A 16,941-nucleotide genomic window follows, 5' to 3' on the forward strand; every position below is an offset into this window, starting at 1 on the left:
CCTACTCGACGACGAGGCGTTCTTTGTCTGCGACTGCATCTGCTTCTTCGAAGTCGCCGCCACCGAGGAGGCCGCGAGCGGCGCGCTTGCCCCACTCGACCGCCGGTTGGACGAACGTCTCGACGTTCGCGAGTTCGCCGTAGAGGACACAGGCCGCCTCCATCGCGTAGAGGAGTTCACCGAGGCCGTACTCGTCCACGCGCTCGATTTCGATGCGGACGTTCGGTCTGTCGGCAGCGACGAGACTCGCTTCGGTCGCCTCGAACTCTGCGTCGAGGAGTTCGCCCAGCGACGACCCGCCAAGATACGCGAGTCCGTCGAGGTCGGTTTGGGGGATGTCGACGTCGTCGCGGTCGGTCGCGCGGACGAGCGTCACGAGTTTGTCGCGCGGGCCGGCGCGGTACAGTTGGAGTTGGGAGTGTTGGTCCGTCGCACCGAGAGCGCGAAGCGGTGTCTGTCCGAGACCGTCTTTGCCGAGTGACTCCGCCCACAACTGCGCGAACCACTCGGAGAACGTCTCCAGTGATTCGGCGTACGGCATCATCGCGTTCTGGAGCATCCCGCGCTCTGCGAGGGCGTAGGAGACGGCACCGTAGGCGTACGCGGGCGAGTCGAACAGTGAGTCAGAGAGGCGCGCTTCCTGTGCCGCCGCGCCGTCGAGAACCGCGTCGATGTCGTGACCACAGAGGGCCGCAGCGGCGAGGCCGACGGTCGAGAGGACCGAGAACCGACCCGGGACGCCATCGGGAACCGGAAGGAGCGGAAGGTCGTGTTTGTCGGCGAGGTCACGGAGGTTCCCCTCTTCACCGGTCGTGACGAACGTCTGGTCTGCCCAGTCGACGCCGGCGTCGGCCATCGCCTCGCGAACGACGAGGAAGTTTGCGAGTGTCTCCGCAGTCGTCCCCGACCGGGAGACGACGTTGACGACGGTTCGTGAGAGGTCGAGTGAGTCGAGGAGGCGTTCGACCGCCTCCGGGTCGACGTTGTCGAGGTAGTAGGCGTCGACGTCGCTTTCGAGGGCGTCGGTGAGTGTCGCCGCGCCGAGGGCACTTCCGCCGATGCCGACGGTGACGACTGCGTCGGGGTCGTCGAATCGGCTCACAGCCTCGCGAATCGTGTCGGGGTCGGTCCGACTCGGGAGGTTCAGTGCTTCGTAGCCGTGTTCGTGCGCGTCTCGACCCTGTTGGATTCGGTCGTGGGCGGCGGCGACGCGCTCGTCGAGTCGTTCGAGCGTCTCGCGCGAGACACCGTGTGCCGATGCCGTATCGAGGACGTTCCCGAGGTCAACCTGCATGGTGAGACGCGCGTCCGCCGGCCTGAAAACGACATCGGTCGGTTTAATCGCAGTCGCTCCTAACGGCCGGCCAATGACAGACGAGTACCGCGGTGTCTTCGGGGCGTTCCCCTACGCCTTCCGGCACAGCGAGTCGTTGCTCTTCAAACTCTACGTCCTCGTCGGTGCGCTGGCGTCCGGCGTCGTCTCGCTGTTCGTCATCTTCGGACTCGTCGTCCTCATCGGCGCGACTGCTGCCGTCCCCGGTGGGTCGCTCACGCTCTCGCGGTCGTTCTACATCCTCGTCGGTCTCTTCGTCGTCGCGCCACTCGTCGCGCCGATTCTGTTCGTCGCACGGCGACATCGCAAGACCGGGTCGGACCGGCGGTACGACCTGAGTCTCGCGCTGACGGGCTTTCTGTTCATGCTCTCGGTGTACGTTGGCCTCGTCATCTCGGTTCCGGCGGACCTGCAGACGCCGCCGCAACCGTTCACCCTCGGCCCGATTACGGTTTCGGCGCTCGTCCCCGTCGTGCAACTCCTCTACGACCTGCCGCCGCTGTACGGCATCGTCCCGCCGGTGGTGTGCGCGCTGGTGATTTACGGCGTCCACAGACTGTTGCGGTGATTTACGGCGTCCACAGACTGTTGCGGTGAGATTCCTCGACTGGTTCGAGGCGTCACGAGACGGTCTGGCGTCGGTATCCTACTTGAACCCTCGCCCGCCACCTCGTCCCCGTCGTCTGTGTGAATCATGGCCACACACCATCGAACGCGCCCGAAACGCGGAAAAGGCGTGACGGCATACACCGGGTGATGACCGAGTCCGAACGAACGGGGATATTCCTCGTGACGGCGGCCGACGAGCAGTCGGCAGTGTTGAAAGACGTTCACTCCGGGCAGGTACACACGCTCTCTTCGAACCCCGGCGTATCCGAGAACGAGGTAGTCCGTGGCACCGTCGCGCCCGACCCACCGATGAACGTCTCGTGGCAACTCGTCGATGTCGAGACGCGTTGGACCGTCTCAGTCGAGCGGTCGTCGGAGTCGCCGACGACGACCTCTCGAACGGTTGCCGACGAGAACCCGACGGGCGAACTCGTCAAACGAGAGCGCGCAGGAATCGGTGAGATTCACATCCTGTCTGTGCCCGAGGAGTTGACCGAGCAAGCCGTCGACGACATCCTCGACGACCGAGAAGGACTGCTGGCGCGGGCCGCCCGCCTCGAAGTGAACCGCGTCGAGATTCGGGCCAGTTCGGGCGTCGTTTCGGTGCGGTATATGCCCTGAGAGTCGAGACACGACGCAGGGACTTCGGGTGTCGACCCCGGACCGACCGACGAATGATGTCGAATTTTCTGATATAGCGGATAGGTTATATAATCGGGCTCTGTATCTCGTTCGAGACGTAGATGACGCCACGCCCACCGCACCTCTCACGGCGGATTCTCACCGGTATCGGACTCACAGTTCTCGTCTCGGTCGTTGGGCTGGCGTTGGTCGCGCCGATGGTACTTCCGACCGCGTCTGCTACGACACTGTACGACGAGTCGTGGTATTCGACGGGGGACCATCCGCAAGACTTCACCTCGACCGAGAACATCACCCTCGTCGGGTACCAGGACGAACCAGTCGTGTTTACACACACTGCCGCATACGATGCGGGGAACGCCACGGTAGAGGCCCACGGTCCTGCACCTGGTACCCATCCCGACCCGGATCAGCGGTACTCGTATGTGGTGAAATACCAAAACCTGACTCCCGACCCACCTGTCGAGTACACACGGACTGAATACATCAACCCCGCCCACGAAATCTCTGCGCCCGACGCCTGCATCAGACGAGACACCGTCACGTTCGAGCGAGAACAGTCGCGTGACGTCACCCGGTACGAAGACGGGATGCACGACCTCGAGAACGCTCTCGTCGGGCAACTCCTTCGGTTCGAGGCTACCGAAACACCTCGCGGAACTGTCCTCACTCCGAAGAACGGGCTCTATCGAGCGATGGCGGGGACTGGCGCGTACACCAGAGTCTTGTACGTCTCCCAGACGGATGGTCAGATAGTGACGCGAGACGGCCGTGTCGTGGACGCAGAGATGACCGCGCACATCACGATGGTCGACACGATAAACGGACGCATCCTCAACCCGCTGGGCGAGTACCGGTCGTTCGACCTCGTGTACAGCGTGCAGTATTCTGCTGCCCCCGTGACCGTCACCGTCCCCGAGTGGGTCAGCACCGTCGAGACCACGTGCGAGTGAGGCCGAGAGACCCGACTACGACTGTTTTCCCGTCGTCGACACGGGCCCGTCGGCGCTCTGGACACACCATCCGCCGTGGACGCTCCCCTCGCGTTCGACGAACTCGATGTCCGTCTCGGCCGAGAGATTCGTCGCCCCCGCTGGTTCGACTGTCTCGACACGAAGGGTGAGTGTGAGCGAGTCGCCGCAACATCCCACGTCGAGGAACTCGTCCCACTCGACTCCGGGGGCCGCCTCGTCGTAGACGCGCTTGAGATAGTTCACGAATCGGTCGGCAGTCAACTGGTCGCGCCCCCACGCGCTCAGTTCGTCTGGAAACGAGACGACGACGCTCGTGGCAGTCGATTCCGCAGTCGTCGATTCGGCGGTCATACGTCACGATTGTTGTTCGAGACGTATGGCGTTATCGCGGATTCGCCACGACGCCGTCAGACCGTGTGATTCGCCACCGTATCCTACCACACATAAGAAGCCTTATTCCGAATCGCTCAGGAGCGCAACACATGGTTGAGTTCACGGTACCGGAGGTAGACTACACCCGGTACACCAATCGCCAACTCGCGGCGGTCCCCCTCGTGGTCCTGGCGGTGGCCTTGCTGGTCATCGCAGGGTGGTACGTCGCGACTGGTGCGCCGGTAGACCCGGGCGTCGATTTCACCGGTGGCACCGAACTCCGTATCGCAACGGATGCACCACAGGATGAAGTTCTCGCCGCCTTCGATGCGAACCCCGAGTCAGTTCGCTCTGTCGCTGCGGACGGAACCTACGTACTCACGTTCCAGTCCGGAACCACGTCACCCGGTGAACTGCAGGCACAGGCCGAAGCAGCAGGCTACGAAATCCGCTCGATCGACAACGTGTCTGCAAACTTCGGTGCTGACACGCAACTGCTCGCACTCGGCGGTGTCATCGTCGCGTTCGCAGGGATGAGCATCCTCGTGTTCGCGATGTTCCGGACGTTCGTTCCGTCGATTGCAGTCGTCATCTCGGCGTTCTCCGACATCGTCATCCCGGTGGCACTGATGAACCTCCTCGGCATCCAGCTGTCGCTCGGAACCGTCGCAGCACTCTTGATGCTCATCGGGTACTCGGTCGACTCGGACATCCTCCTGAACAACCACGTCCTTCGGCGGTCTGGTGACTTCTACGAGTCGACCTACCGCGCCATGCAGACCGGTGTGACGATGACGCTCACCTCCATCGCGGCCATGATCGTCATGACCATCACGGCGACGCTGTTCGGAATCCAACTGCTCGCCGCTATCGGGACCGTCCTCGTCTTCGGTCTCACCGCCGACCTGATGAACACCTACATGCTCAACGTCACACTCCTTCGCTGGTACAAGTTCGAGGGGGTCGCCCGATGAGTTCCATCCGCGACAACTGGCGAGTCGTCCTCCTCGTCATCGCCATCCTCATCTCGACGTTCGCACTGTTCTCGCCGACAGTCGGGTCGCAACCGGCCATCGGTGAGGAAAACAGCCTCACCAACCTCAAATACGGCCTGCAACTCGACGGCGGGACGCGAATTCGCGCACCGCTCGTGGGCGTCACGGCCGAAGACGTTGAGTTCAACGGTGACACCGAGCGCGTCGTCGAACAGCAGGTCGCCGCACAGATACCTGACGCCGACGCTGCAGACATCATCGCCCGGCAGGGTGCAGAGTCCAACACGGTCGAAGCGACTATCGAGAACGTCTCGACCGACGAGTTAGGGCAGGCACTCGACGCGGCGGGATACACTCACGGCGAGGTCCGAGACGGCGTCACCGAGACGACGCGGGAGGAGACGGTTCGCGTCCTCGAATCCAAGATTAACGAAGCAGGGCTCTCCGGCGGGACGGTCCAGCAGGTGACGACCGCGACGGGTGAACACTTCATCCTCGTCGAGGTTCCGAACCGTGACCGACAGGACGTTGTCGACCTCGTCGGCGAACGCGGGACGGTCCAGATCGACATCTACTACCCGACGACGGAGAACGGCTCTCGAGTCTACGAGACTCGCGAGGCAGTGCTGACGCAGGCGGACTTCACGTCTATCGGGACCGCACAGGAACCACAGACGGGTGGCGGCGCGTTCGTCCCCGTCTCGGTCCGTGACGAACCTGCGGAAGACTTCCAGCAAGACGTCGTCGAGACTGGCCTCGCCCAACAGGGCGGGACCCGATGTACCTACATGGACGAAGACGGCAGAGACACGACCGACGCCTGTCTCCTCCTCGTCGTCAACGGCGAAGTCGTCAACGCCTTCGGGATGAGTCCCGGTCTCGCCGACGGCATGCGCTCCGGTGAGTGGGCCGACGCGCCGAGTTTCCAACTGCAGACGCGCAACACCACCGAAGCACAGGAGATTGCAATCAACCTCCGTGCCGGTGCGCTGCCGGCGAAACTCGACCTCTCGGGAGAAGATGGCGGCACGTCGTCGTACATCTCGCCGAGTCAGGGTGAGAACTTCAAGTTCGACTCGCTCATCACCGGCATCATCGCCGTCCTCGCCGTCGCTGGCGTGGTCTTCCTCCGCTACGGGAAACCAGAAGTCGCACTCCCGATGATCGTCACCGGTCTCTCCGAGGTGTACGTCCTCCTCGGATTCGCCGCGCTCATCGGCTATCCGCTCGACCTCTCGGTCATCGCCGGGTTCATCGCCGTCATCGGGACCGGTGTGGACGACCTGATCATCATCGCCGACGAGGTGATGGGCGAAGGGTCGGTGTCGTCGCGCAAGGTCTTCCAGTCGCGGTTCCGCCGCGCCTTCTGGGTCATCGGTGCCGCCGCCGCGACGACCATCATCGCGATGAGTCCACTGGCCATCCTCTCGCTGGGTGACCTGCAGGGCTTCGCTATCTTCACCATCCTCGGTGTCATCATCGGCGTCCTCGTCACCCGCCCGGCCTACGGTGACATCCTCCGCATCCTGCTGACCGACGACCGCTGACGCCTCCGCAACGCACACGCAACCTCGTTTTTCTCCTGTCCTGTCGTCCGCCGAACCGCCCGACAGTGTGCCACATCACGGTCTGCTCCGCGACCGAACCAGTCGACTCCGGTGAGTCCCACCGAACGATGACTGTCGTTCTCTCAACATCATAGAAATTTCAACAGAATATTATACGTCCTCGCCGAACTATTGGGTGAAGCGTTTTCTGAGAAACCGCCACTCCGTCGGTAATCACGGTGTACATACCAACTATGGAAGAGACTCCACTTCGACACGACGACACGGACGCGATGACGACGACGACGAGGGAGCAGGGGTCGAACGTCTCCCCTGCCGATGACGTGGAGTACGTGGCAATCGTCGCCCCGTACGACGACGCACCGGACGAGTGTACCATCTTCCCCACCGGCCTCTCCGAAGCGGAACTGCTGACGACGTGGATTTCCGCCGAAGAAGGCTCGTACGTCTCGCTCGACGAGATGGTGTAAGTTCGGCCCGCCGGCTCCCGCTCGAATCGCCCTCCAACTGCTCGATTTTACTAGTAAAAGTCGCCGAGCGACGCCTGTTTAAAAATCGCCGAGCGACGCCTGTTCGTGTGCCGCCAGCACGTCGGCACACGTCGCCCACGACTTCCGTGCACAGTCCGGCAGAATCCCGTGTTCACGGACGAACTCCCGCAAGAAGTCACGGGTCGTCTGGTCGCTCGGATAGCCACTGCCGACGTCGCCGTACTCCACAGCAATCTCCTCGACTCGTCGGTCACGCTCGACTTTCGCGACGATGCTCGCCGCCCCGACGATGGCGTGTTCGTCGTCGGCGCGGTGCTGGGCGTGAACGTCGACTGAGATTCCTGCTTCGGCCACCCCGTCGCGGACGCGACGCCCGAATCGAGATTCGCTCACGTCACCCGCGTCGCAGACGAGTTCGTCGCCGTCGGCGGCGATTTCGGCAGCCGCGTCGACCTGTGCACGGACGGTGAGTAGATTCATGTCCGTCTCCGGGTCGTCGATGGTCTCCGGTTCGATGAACGCGACACCCACCGAGATGTCGTCGCGCTCGCGGAGTGTCGCCGCGAGTTCCTCTCGGCGACCGGGTGAGAGCCGCTTCGAGTCGGCGATTCCGTCTGGAAGCGTCTCTGGGTCTGCCCGGACTGCTGCGGCGACCATCGGCCCAAGCACGGGTCCCTTTCCGGCCTCGTCGACGCCGATTCGCATACGTGGTCGGGTCTTGGGGTGGGGGATTCAAGATTGCGGTCTCCGACGACGCTTCGCCCCCCACGAGACGCGGCCGCCCGCTACAGTGCCGTCGGTTCGCTGGACGCCGTCACCGACTCGGTGAAGGTCCGAATCGCTTCACGGGCCCGGTCCACGTCTGGGCTCGCCCCGATAGAGTGGTCTGCTTCGAGACGGACGAATTCAGCGTCGGGTATTGCCTCGACTACGGACTCGGCATGGTGGATAGGCACTGCCCCATCGAACTTTCCGTGGATGACGAGGGTTGGACACTCGATAGATTCGTACGAGACGTTCGGGAGTTCACGGAACCACCGCTCGTCGTTGAGCGTCCCGTCGATGCGTGCACTCGCCGGGAGAACGGTCGGAACCAGGTCGAGTGACCGTTGCCGAAGCTGTGGGTCAGCCTTGATAGATTCGACGTACGCGGCGAACGCCTCACCTTCGAGTGTCGAGAGCTCACTGTGTAGCATCGGGATGAGCGTGTCGGGGGCAAAGCGCCGGAGTGCTACGGCGATGCCGGACTGCACGTCGAGCACTGGTGTCGAGGTGAGGAGGGGGTCGACGATTGGGTTGCCGATGTCGAACATACGTTCGTCGATTTCGGTGGTGATAGCCGAGAGGAGTACGAGTCCAGAAACTCGGTCAGGATAGTCGGCCGCAATCTGGAGGGCGATTGGACCGCCGCCCGAGAGGCCGACGACGACTGCACGCTCGATCTCGAGTTCGTCGAGGAGTGCCACGAGTGTGGCTGCCTGGTCGTCAAGCGGCCCGTTGTCGCCCAGAGGCGTCCGCAGATATCCCGGTCGTGACGGGGCGATGAGTTCGACGTCGTCACCGAACAGCGAACCACCGGCCATCAACCCCTGGTCGTACCCACCCGGGTCGCCGTGGAGGAATAAAACCGGATAGCCAGAGCCCCGTCGTGCGACTTCGACGACGCCCCGGTCCGTCGTGACGAGTTCACTGCCGGCCGCGAGGTCAGCGAGTCGTTCCTGCTTCCAGCGCCAGTATGTGATACCCACCGCACCGAGGAGGAGGCCAACACCACTGGCGGCCGCTCGTGTCCAATTTCGGTTCATAGCACCGTGGAGATACGTTGCAGTGTGACCTAATCCTACTTCTCAGAAGCCAGATAGTGTGCGAAACCGACTCGAAAAACTCGGACCGTTCCCGTGGACGCCGCGTCTGCTCAGTCTTTGAAGAAGTCGTCGTCCTCGAAGGATTCGTCTTCGCCTTCGACAGCAATCACGTCGAGCGCGGTGACGACCGCGCCCGTGTCGAGGATGCCAGCGAGACTCGGGTTCGTCCGGCCTTCGTCGCCGGAGACGAGTTCTTTGATGTAGAGGCCACCCTCGCCGTGGATTTCGACGGTTCCGTGGCGGGCGTCTTCGAGTTCGCCGGTGGCGTCGTAGACCTGTCGCGTCCGCGTGATGCTCGCCCGGCGGTGGTCGACGCGGTGGGGCGTGTACTGCTTGATGGTCGCGCCGGTGAGTTCGTCCAGTGCGGCCTGCAGGTCTTCGTCGGTCACGTCGTCGTCGAATTCGACGGCGGCGCGGTACTGCTTGCTCGCGTCGAGTTTCTTCACGCGTTCGACCATGTCGTAGGTGGCGAGACGGAGTCCCTCGACTTCGATTGCGCCGTCGGCCATGGCGTTCACGTCGCCTTCGAGTTGTTCGACGTCGATGTTGCGGCGACGTGGTTCCATGATTTCGACGACGAAGGGCCGGCCCGTTCCGAGCATCAGGGCGTCCACGTCTTCACGTCCAGCGCCGTGGAACTTGGCTTCGACGCCGTCCATCACGTCCATCACGATGGGTGCGACGAACCCTTCGACGCTCTCTTCGTAGAGATAGCCAGACCCACCGCAGTAGTCACACAGTTCTTTGCCTTTGTAGCCCGAGCCGTCGCACTCGCGGCAGGGCCACTCTGTCTGTGGAATGTCGCGTTCGAGTTTACGGTAGCGGCCGTAGACGAACGCCGAGTTGAGTTGCGCTTCGATAGTGTCCGCCTCGATGTCGAGGAGGAACTGCACGTCGGGGCGGGTGAAGTCCACCTCGGTGCCGGTGAGACGGCCGATGCGTTTGCCGACTTCGCGATTGAACTCGGATTTGAACAGTTCGCCGGCGTCGTCTGGGAGGCCAGCACCCTCACGAAGGAGAATCTCGTTCTCTTCGACGAGTGGGGGTGCACGCGTGCCCACCTGATACGTCTCGACTTCCACGTCGTCGATGGCCGCCGCACAGCGTTCGGCCCACTCGTCGAAGCGTGCACACTCGCCTTCACAGACCCAGCACGCTTCGGTTTCGACTGCATCGTACGGTTCGTCGTCGTCGAGGGCGGCGGCGATTCGCAGCGACTGCCCTCGTTCGGCGTTCGTCAACCCGAAACTTCGGTCGGCGAACGCCCGGCCGAGACAGGCGTCACAGACCGGCCCGCTCGCAGCGAGTTCGCGGGCGTCGTCGAGGATACTCATACTCGGATTCTCTCGGGGCGGGCGTAACTACCTTACTTTGTTCGGACGCCAGTTTTTGACCCGTCTAAAATCCGAGACGTATGTCAACACGCGTCAGGTGTGGTGGTACCGTGACTCCGAGAAAATTGATGTACTGGGGCGTGGTAGCCGATTCATCATCTGGACCGAAGGTCGAACTATCGTGTCTATCGGAACGCAAACACATCGAAATCTCGCACTGTTCGTCACGCTCGCCGTTCTCTGGGGGACGTCGTTCATCGCTATCGAAGTCGGATTGGAGGTTCTCCCACCGGCGCTCTTTGCTGCACTCCGGTACGACGTTGCCGGGGCGGTGCTGTTCGTCTATGGCCTGCTTGCCGCCGAAGATTGGCGGCCACGTGGTCGTGACGAGTGGGTCGTCGTCGGCGTCGGCGCTGCACTCCTCATCGGCGCGCACTTCGCACTCCTGTTCTCCGGTCAGCGCTACGTCACGAGCGGTGTCGCGGCAATCGTTCTCAGTCTCTCTCCGATTCTCACACCGCTTTTCGCGTGGTCGATGCTCCCCGAAGAACGACTCGACGCCGGTGGCTTCCTCGGTGTGGGCTTCGGACTCGTCGGCACCGTCGTCATCGCACTCTCGTCGGGGTCTGTCGGTGGACAACTCCTTGGCGTCGTCTTGCTCTTCCTCGCCGCAATCAGCTGGGCGTTCGGGACCGTCCTCGTCAAGCGCCTGCCCGGCAACCCTCCGGTCGTGGCGATGCAGTCGTGGATGATGCTCCTCGGTGCGGGACTCCTGCACGTCGTGAGCCCCGTTCTGGGCGAGCCGGGACTCGCCACAGTCGAGTGGTCACCGCTCGTCGTGGGAGCGTTGCTCTTTCTGGCGGTCCTGTGCAGCGCCGCCGGGTTCATCATCTACTTCGTTCTCTTAGAGCGCATCGGTGCCATCGAGATCAACCTCGTGAGTTACGCCGTCCCTATCGTCGCCGCGCTCAGCGGGTGGGCGTTCCTCGGTGAGGAGATTGGCATTTCGACGGTGGCCGGGTTCGCGTTCATCCTCACTGGATTCGCGCTGATGAAGCGTCGGGCGCTCGTCCCGTTCGTGTACGGGTTCTGTGTCCGAACTGGCGTCGTCGCGCTTCGCTTGGTTGGCGACTACGAACCGGTCTCTGCTGACCCGGACAGCGTGCCCGCAGACGACTGACTTTTCGGCTGTTCTCTCCCATCGACTGCGACGAACTGCTCCCGTCTTCGGATAAAAAGGTTCGCTGGCTGTGTCGCCTAGAACAGCCCAAACTGCCCGAGTACCCACAACGCGACGAGCGCGATGCCGACACCGAGTGCAACCAGGAGAACCGTGATGATGGCGACGGCAACGAGGAGGATTCGTCTGTCTGCTTCGACTCGCTCTCCAGACAGGTCGTCGAAGCGTTCTTCGAGCAGTCGAACGTTTCGGGCGTTCGCCTTCCACGCGACGTCGAACACGTCGCCAACGAACGGCAACGAGCCGAAGACTGTATCCAGAAGCACGTTCCCGAACATTCGAGCGAGCGTCGCACGAGGCACACCCATCATCGCCGCCTCGACGAGGATGTACGCCGACATCGCCGACGCTGCCGTGTCTCCGATTCCGGGGATGAGACCGAGTATCGGGTCCAGGCCGATGCGGTAGTTCGTCCCCGGGATTTCGATCGCGTTGTCGAGGTAGTGACTCACAGTCCGGAGTCTAGCCAGTGTCTCTTCGGGCGTCGCGTCGTCGAAATCGACGATTGCGTCGGGTTCGAGCAGGCGTTCTCCGCCGCGTTGGAGCGTCGAGTCGTCCACGATGGACGTATCGCGTTGCGCAGTCTTGAGCGTGGCGTCGACGTGGGCAGAACAGTCGTCAGGACAGAACAGTCGTCAAAAATGAGTAGCACGTCGCCCCCACGGTACCGGGCGACGTGCTGGGGTAGAGTTACAACCAGCGTTGTACCGCCGTCGGGTCGGAAGCGAGGGCGACGGTCCCCTCGAATGGGTCGGTATCGCCGTCTTCAGAGACCAACCTCGATCGCGCGCTCGACGACGTTCGCGCCGTAGCGTTCGTTCAACTCGTCGTGTTGGTCCGGGCGGTTCTCGTAGACGTCCTGGAACAGGCTGATAGGCGTCATCGCGGCCTGATAGGTCGCTTCGTCCCACATCCGGTCTTTGGCTATCGAGAGTTCGGTCCCGCCGATGCGGAGCGTCGCTGCTTGCTCCATGGCGATGGCACCTCTCCCGGCCTCCTTTGCGGCCTCGAACTCTTCCATGGAGTCGACGATATCGTCCATACTCGGAACGTACGAGGTCAGGTCGTGGAGTTCCTCGCGGAGTTCGTCCTCGTCGAGGAGTCGCGTGTCGCCGCCGACGCGGAGTTCGTACCCGTCGTCGGTCTGCGTGAGCGACAGTCGGTCGCCGTCGTACAGTTCGACGCCGTCCACTGATTCGAGTTCGACCTGCTCGCCGTCCACGTCAAGCAGCCAACTCCCGGTCTTCGGCGGGAGCGGCGACGTGTTCGCTTCGACGACCTGTCCGGGCGTCAACGACCAGATGCCGAGCATCCCTTTGGCCTGATTCTCCGTCATCCGCTCGTGGTAGCCTTCGACGTTGCGGATGTCGTCGTACGGGCCATCGACTGCGATACACCCGGCGGCGCTCGCACCCCGTGAGGTGTTGTGTCGAAGTTCCGGCCACGACGGCAGTTCGCCCGTCGGTGTGAACGCTCGCATGTCCTTCGTGTAGTCGACTTCACCATCGACGAGGAGGAACAGTCGTTCGAGGTTGTTGGTTGGCTTGCCCATCTCCTCGCGGAGTTTCCCCATCGCGAGTTCGGCCTGTCCGCTCTCGATGATGACGGACATGGCGAGACTGCCCTCTTCGAGTCCGTACTCGGTTTCGACGATGGTGAAGAACTCGTCGGCCTTCTTCCAGTCGTCGATGTCGCCGACTTCGGGGATGACGAACCCGTCGATGTGTTCGATTGCCCCGCGTTCTGGGTCGGCAATCTGCAGCATGTGCTGGAATCCCTGATACCGTGTCGCGGGACTGTCGCGGTGCCAGACCATCCGGGGATGGATTTCACCGGGGAAGTCGGCACCTGCTTCGGCGACGACTTCGATGATGTTTTCGGCACCTTCGTCGCGCATCGAGGGTGCTGTCGCGTCTTCGTTGTCTGGAACCCACACGTCCGGGGCCTGCATGCCGCGGAGCTGGGAGGCGCGTCGAAGCATCTTCGCGGAGTCTGCTTCACCTTCGACGGCTGTCGGCGAGGTGAAGAAGGTCCGAACGAATGCTCTGTCGTGTCTTCTCTCTGTCATTGTTGTCTCTCCAAATTATGGTGTGTTAATGAGTGGCACAAGTAAAAATCTGTGTGGTGCCCCTAGTCGTCCGACGTGATGGGGTCTGCTTGCTCTTCGCTGAAGCCTTCTGACTCCTCGATCCGACGCCGTGCTTCGGGGTCGAACGTCGTCTCGATATCCTGATACCGCGAGACGAACGAGAGTTCGTGGTGGCTCTCGGTCGGGTGACCGAGATAGCGCTGTTCGAGGTCGAACTGTCCCTCTTCGTCTTCTTCAGCGAGTTTCTTGAAGTCCTCGTAGACGGCGTGCGCGCCGGAGTGGAGGCCGAACAGCGTGATGAAGATGTACTTGTAGCCGAGGTCACCCAGTTCCTGGAACGTGAGCGGGTCGTCTTCGTTCGACCACGCGAACGACGACGAGTAGTTGAACGCGAGTTTCAGGTCGGGATGCGTCTCGTGAATCGTCTCGGCGTACTCGACTGCGTCTTCCCGACTCGGGTTGGGCATCTCTGGCCAGACGAGGTCGACGCCTGCGTCGGCGTAGATGCGCCCGCGTTCGAGGTGTTCGTCCCAGTCACCGTTCGACGAGCCGTAGGCGTCGGTCCGAGCGATGATGATGGTGTCGTCGCTCTGTTTGGCATCGACCGCCGCTTCGAAGCGAGCGCGGGCCTTCTCGCGGGAGACGATTTGCTTGCCGGCGATGTGGCCACAGCGCTTCGGCGTCGTCTGGTCCTCGATGTGAATCGCAGCGACGCCGGCTTTCTCGTACTCGCGGACGGCGCGGCGGACGTTGTGAGTTCCGCCATAGCCAGTGTCGCAGTCGGCGATGATTGGGAGGTTCGTCGCCTCGACCATTCGCTTGGCGTTTTCGACCATCTCCGTCATCGTGACCATCTCGAGGTCGGGGAAGCCGAACTGGCCGAGGACCGTCGAATAGCCGGACATGTAGGCGGCGTCGTGGCCGGTCATCTCGGCGAGGCGGGCGTCCAGTGCGTGGTACATCCCGGGGGCGAACACGAAGTCCTGAGTGTTCAGCATCTCCCGGAGTTCGCGGGCTTTCGGATTGTCGATATCGCGGGTAAAGACGTCGCTGTCGAGTTCGGTTGGATTCATTGGGTTTCGGTGGGCTGCATCGTCTGTTCGATGCGGTTCAGCTGGGTACGAAGCGCGGCGAGTTCTCGCCGGATAGTCGTCATCTCGTCTCCCTCACCGGGTTGCTGGATGAAGGGAACGAGCGGCGCGTCCATGTTCTCGATGTTGGTGGGGTAGCGTCGCGATGGCCGGGGAGGGCGAGTAGTCGTCGACCGTGTGATAGCCGTCGAAGCTGTGTTGGTCGTCGAACGAGTCGTCGTGTCGGTACGGGTCGAGTCGGATCGGTTTGTCATTGGTTACGTCGGTGGTGTGGGTGGTCGATAGCGGTCGAAGCGGTTGTGGGTCGAGTTGTGGTGTGCTTTCGCGGATACTGCGGATACTACCATTGTGCGTTACCTCACTCGGTCCGACTCGAAGGCGATATTAAAAGTTAATCATTTATAATGATAATATTCGTTAATGACTTATTTTGGTACAGTCGGATATTAGGGCCTAATTTGTCATGCCAGAACATACCATGGGGTTCTACTGCGACTGTGTCATTTATTCACAGTGCATTCCGCGTACAGTACGCTTAATCGCGTCCACCTCTGACGACGCACCAACGAATGTCATCTGCGATAGAGATACGAAATCTGACGAAGTCCTACGGTGAGGTGAGGGCGCTCGATGGCATCGACCTCGACGTGCCCGAAGGGTCGTTCTTCGGCCTGTTGGGTCCCAACGGTGCCGGGAAGACGACGTTCATCAACATCCTCGTCGGCCTCGTCCGCAAATCCGGCGGGACGGCGAACGTCTTCGGCTACGACGTCGAAGACGACTACCGCGAGGCACGCGACCTGATCGGGTTGGCCCCGCAGGAGTTCAACGTCGACAAATTCTTCCCTATCATCGAGATTTTGCAGACGAAAGCCGGCTATCACGGGGTCCCACGGGACGAAGCGCGAGAACGGGCCGAAGAGGTGCTCAAGCGCGTCGGCATCTACGACAAGCGCGACACGCGCTTCGATTGGCTCTCCGGCGGGATGAAACGCCGATTCATGCTCGCACGGGCGCTCATCACCAACCCGGACTTGCTCATCCTCGACGAACCGACCGCCGGTGTCGACGTGCAACTCCGTCACGAACTGTGGGAGACCATCATCGACCTCAACGACAAGGGGACGACGATTCTCCTCACCACCCACTACATCGAGGAAGCAGAGCGCCTCTGTGACGAAGTGGCGATTCTCGACGCCGGTCGCATCATCGAAGTCGCGAGTCCCGAGGAACTGATGGACCGCGGCACCGACGACATCGTCGTCCAACTGCGTGACGCGCCGACCGCTATCCCCGACTTCGCAGCGGACGACGACCGAGTCGAATCCGTGGAACTCGACGGCACTCGTCTCGTCGTCACCGCCCAACAGGGTGGCCTCGTCGCCCCCGACGTGGTACAGTTGCTCGACGAGGCGGGACACGAAATCGTCGACCTCGAAATCTCGCGCACGTCGCTCGAAGAGGTGTTCGTCGAGATGACCAGACAGGGCGAAGGTCGTGCGACGATGGAGGTCGACCAGTGAACTACAATCTGACGGGATTTTACGCCCTGCTGCGGCGTGAAATCCTCCGGTTCGTCCGTCGCCCCCGGAACACGTTCGCGCCGCCGTTCATCACGAACGTGCTGTACTTCTCGGTGTTCGGCGTCATCCTCGGCGAGCGCATCGACCAGATTGCGGGCGTCCCCTACATCCTCTTTATCCTCCCCGGACTCATCGTCCTCGGCGCAGTCTCGAACGCCTTCGAGAACGCGTCGTTCTCGATTTTCCACGGCCGCTGGAACCGCTACATCGAAGAGGCGCTCACGTCGCCGCTGTCGTACTCGTCGATGGTCGGTGCGTACATCTTCGCCAGCGCGACGCGTGGCCTCGTCGTCGGTGTCCTCATCGCCCTCATCGGGTTGTTCTTCACTGCCGTCGGCGTCGCCAGACCGTTCTATCTCGTCGCGTTCATGCTCGTCATCACGCTCCTGTTCGCCGCCATCGGCGTTGTCGGCGGCCTCTGGGCGGAAGACTGGGACGACCTGACGATGATGAACCAGTTCATCCTCCGGCCGCTCGTCTTCTTCGGCGGCGTCTTCTACTCCCTCAACGAGATTCCGGAACTGTTCCGACAGGCGTCGCTCCTCAACCCGATGATTTACATGGTCAACGGCGTCAGATACGGGTTCCTCGGCGTCACCGAAGTCGACCCGAACCTCTCGCTCGGTATCCTCTCGGCGCTCACGCTCGTCATCGTCGCCATCGACGTTGTGCTCTTCCAGCGTGGCTACGGCTTGACCGACTGACTGACTCGCCGACTGCGAACGCCGTCTTCGCAGCATTCGTCTCTCGTGTTG

Annotated in this window: 18 protein-coding genes; 9 read left to right on the plus strand and 9 right to left on the minus strand. The window is 62.2% G+C overall.

The genetic code is table 11. From position 1 onward, the window contains the following. Position 1: 1 nt before the first annotated feature. Positions 2–1,294 carry a glucose-6-phosphate isomerase gene (locus ACK3SC_RS11400; RefSeq protein WP_416840301.1) on the minus strand — a complete coding sequence of 431 codons (1,293 nt, stop codon included), beginning with the start codon at positions 1,292–1,294 and terminating at the stop codon, positions 2–4. 73 nt (positions 1,295–1,367) lie between these two features. On the opposite strand from ACK3SC_RS11400, the gene ACK3SC_RS11405 reads away from it, so the two are divergent. From ACK3SC_RS11405 to ACK3SC_RS11415, 3 genes are all read left to right on the plus strand, one after another. After that, on the plus strand, positions 1,368–1,901 hold the full coding sequence (locus tag ACK3SC_RS11405) for a hypothetical protein (RefSeq protein ID WP_416840302.1): 534 nt from the start codon (positions 1,368–1,370) through the stop codon (positions 1,899–1,901). 188 nt (positions 1,902–2,089) lie between these two features. After that, positions 2,090–2,563, plus strand: coding sequence for a DUF5812 family protein (locus tag ACK3SC_RS11410; RefSeq protein WP_416840303.1), 474 nt, complete (start codon positions 2,090–2,092; stop codon positions 2,561–2,563). A 122-nt stretch (positions 2,564–2,685) separates the two neighbouring features. Beyond that, positions 2,686–3,537: a hypothetical protein gene (locus ACK3SC_RS11415; protein ID WP_416840304.1), complete on the plus strand. Its 852-nt coding sequence runs from the start codon at positions 2,686–2,688 to the stop codon at positions 3,535–3,537. A 15-nt stretch (positions 3,538–3,552) separates the two neighbouring features. On the opposite strand, the gene ACK3SC_RS11420 is transcribed toward ACK3SC_RS11415, so the two are convergent. Further along, positions 3,553–3,909, minus strand: coding sequence for a hypothetical protein (locus tag ACK3SC_RS11420; RefSeq protein ID WP_416840305.1), 357 nt, complete (start codon positions 3,907–3,909; stop codon positions 3,553–3,555). A gap of 131 nt (positions 3,910–4,040) precedes the next feature. Here ACK3SC_RS11420 and secF point away from each other — a divergent pair, with 131 nt between their 5' ends. From secF to ACK3SC_RS11435, 3 genes are all read left to right on the plus strand, one after another. Beyond that, positions 4,041–4,904, plus strand: coding sequence for a protein translocase subunit SecF (gene secF, locus ACK3SC_RS11425; RefSeq protein ID WP_416840307.1), 864 nt, complete (start codon positions 4,041–4,043; stop codon positions 4,902–4,904). Beyond that, a complete protein-coding gene (gene secD / locus ACK3SC_RS11430) occupies positions 4,901–6,472 on the plus strand; it encodes a preprotein translocase subunit SecD (RefSeq protein WP_416840308.1) in 1,572 nt (523 codons plus the stop codon). The genes secF and secD overlap by 4 nt, the downstream gene beginning before the upstream one ends. 254 nt (positions 6,473–6,726) lie before the next feature. Further along, a complete protein-coding gene (locus ACK3SC_RS11435) occupies positions 6,727–6,963 on the plus strand; it encodes a hypothetical protein (protein ID WP_416840310.1) in 237 nt (78 codons plus the stop codon). Between the two features lie 78 nt (positions 6,964–7,041). Here the strand turns inward: ACK3SC_RS11435 and rnhB are convergent, their stop codons facing one another. From rnhB to ACK3SC_RS11450, 3 genes are all read right to left on the minus strand, one after another. Then, complete coding sequence (rnhB, locus tag ACK3SC_RS11440; RefSeq protein ID WP_416840311.1) at positions 7,042–7,689, minus strand: ribonuclease HII; 648 nt, start codon at positions 7,687–7,689, stop codon at positions 7,042–7,044. A gap of 80 nt (positions 7,690–7,769) precedes the next feature. Beyond that, on the minus strand, positions 7,770–8,789 hold the full coding sequence (locus ACK3SC_RS11445; protein WP_416840312.1) for an alpha/beta fold hydrolase: 1,020 nt from the start codon (positions 8,787–8,789) through the stop codon (positions 7,770–7,772). 110 nt (positions 8,790–8,899) lie between these two features. After that, positions 8,900–10,183 (minus strand): tRNA pseudouridine(54/55) synthase Pus10, encoded by a 1,284-nt coding sequence (locus ACK3SC_RS11450; protein WP_416840313.1) that lies wholly within the window; start codon positions 10,181–10,183, stop codon positions 8,900–8,902. Between the two features lie 181 nt (positions 10,184–10,364). Between ACK3SC_RS11450 and ACK3SC_RS11455 the strand changes: the two genes are divergently transcribed. Then, entirely contained in the window at positions 10,365–11,363 is a 999-nt protein-coding gene (locus ACK3SC_RS11455; protein WP_416840314.1) for a DMT family transporter, read from the plus strand. A 77-nt stretch (positions 11,364–11,440) separates the two neighbouring features. Here the strand turns inward: ACK3SC_RS11455 and ACK3SC_RS11460 are convergent, their stop codons facing one another. The 4 genes from ACK3SC_RS11460 to ACK3SC_RS11475 form a co-directional block, all read right to left on the minus strand. Then, a complete protein-coding gene (locus tag ACK3SC_RS11460; RefSeq protein ID WP_416840316.1) occupies positions 11,441–11,983 on the minus strand; it encodes a DUF4112 domain-containing protein in 543 nt (180 codons plus the stop codon). 206 nt (positions 11,984–12,189) lie between these two features. Beyond that, positions 12,190–13,491 carry a malate synthase AceB gene (gene aceB, locus ACK3SC_RS11465; protein WP_416840317.1) on the minus strand — a complete coding sequence of 434 codons (1,302 nt, stop codon included), beginning with the start codon at positions 13,489–13,491 and terminating at the stop codon, positions 12,190–12,192. A gap of 62 nt (positions 13,492–13,553) precedes the next feature. Continuing rightward, positions 13,554–14,585 (minus strand): isocitrate lyase, encoded by a 1,032-nt coding sequence (gene aceA / locus ACK3SC_RS11470; protein ID WP_416840318.1) that lies wholly within the window; start codon positions 14,583–14,585, stop codon positions 13,554–13,556. After that, positions 14,582–14,857, minus strand: coding sequence for a hypothetical protein (locus tag ACK3SC_RS11475; RefSeq protein WP_416840319.1), 276 nt, complete (start codon positions 14,855–14,857; stop codon positions 14,582–14,584). Before ACK3SC_RS11475 ends, aceA begins: the two co-directional genes overlap by 4 nt. Before the next feature lie 315 nt (positions 14,858–15,172). On the opposite strand from ACK3SC_RS11475, the gene ACK3SC_RS11480 reads away from it, so the two are divergent. Together ACK3SC_RS11480 and ACK3SC_RS11485 are read left to right on the plus strand one after the other, a co-directional pair. Beyond that, positions 15,173–16,126, plus strand: a complete 954-nt coding sequence (locus ACK3SC_RS11480; RefSeq protein WP_416840321.1) for an ATP-binding cassette domain-containing protein — start codon at positions 15,173–15,175, stop codon at positions 16,124–16,126. Continuing rightward, positions 16,123–16,890: an ABC transporter permease gene (locus ACK3SC_RS11485; protein ID WP_416840322.1), complete on the plus strand. Its 768-nt coding sequence runs from the start codon at positions 16,123–16,125 to the stop codon at positions 16,888–16,890. Before ACK3SC_RS11480 ends, ACK3SC_RS11485 begins: the two co-directional genes overlap by 4 nt. The last annotated feature ends 51 nt before the right edge of the window (positions 16,891–16,941 follow it).

Origin of the sequence: Haloferax sp. DFSO52, assembly GCF_048158745.1 — an archaeon.
Classification (GTDB): domain Archaea; phylum Halobacteriota; class Halobacteria; order Halobacteriales; family Haloferacaceae; genus Haloferax.

Bases quoted from the DNA above. Each gene is read 5' to 3' on its own strand.
- ACK3SC_RS11445 (WP_416840312.1), bottom strand. From the start codon at position 8,789: ATGAACCGAAATTGGACACGAGCGGCCGCCAGTGGTGTTGGCCTCCTC.
- ACK3SC_RS11405 (WP_416840302.1), top strand. From the start codon at position 1,368: ATGACAGACGAGTACCGCGGTGTCTTCGGGGCGTTCCCCTACGCCTTC.
- ACK3SC_RS11480 (WP_416840321.1), top strand. From the start codon at position 15,173: ATGTCATCTGCGATAGAGATACGAAATCTGACGAAGTCCTACGGTGAG.
- secD (WP_416840308.1), top strand. From the start codon at position 4,901: ATGAGTTCCATCCGCGACAACTGGCGAGTCGTCCTCCTCGTCATCGCC.
- aceB (WP_416840317.1), bottom strand. From the start codon at position 13,491: ATGACAGAGAGAAGACACGACAGAGCATTCGTTCGGACCTTCTTCACC.
- rnhB (WP_416840311.1), bottom strand. From the start codon at position 7,689: ATGCGAATCGGCGTCGACGAGGCCGGAAAGGGACCCGTGCTTGGGCCG.
- ACK3SC_RS11410 (WP_416840303.1), top strand. From the start codon at position 2,090: ATGACCGAGTCCGAACGAACGGGGATATTCCTCGTGACGGCGGCCGAC.
- ACK3SC_RS11415 (WP_416840304.1), top strand. From the start codon at position 2,686: ATGACGCCACGCCCACCGCACCTCTCACGGCGGATTCTCACCGGTATC.
- ACK3SC_RS11400 (WP_416840301.1), bottom strand. From the start codon at position 1,294: ATGCAGGTTGACCTCGGGAACGTCCTCGATACGGCATCGGCACACGGT.
- secF (WP_416840307.1), top strand. From the start codon at position 4,041: ATGGTTGAGTTCACGGTACCGGAGGTAGACTACACCCGGTACACCAAT.
- ACK3SC_RS11450 (WP_416840313.1), bottom strand. From the start codon at position 10,183: ATGAGTATCCTCGACGACGCCCGCGAACTCGCTGCGAGCGGGCCGGTC.
- ACK3SC_RS11435 (WP_416840310.1), top strand. From the start codon at position 6,727: ATGGAAGAGACTCCACTTCGACACGACGACACGGACGCGATGACGACG.
- ACK3SC_RS11475 (WP_416840319.1), bottom strand. From the start codon at position 14,857: ATGACAAACCGATCCGACTCGACCCGTACCGACACGACGACTCGTTCG.
- ACK3SC_RS11420 (WP_416840305.1), bottom strand. From the start codon at position 3,909: ATGACCGCCGAATCGACGACTGCGGAATCGACTGCCACGAGCGTCGTC.
- aceA (WP_416840318.1), bottom strand. From the start codon at position 14,585: ATGAATCCAACCGAACTCGACAGCGACGTCTTTACCCGCGATATCGAC.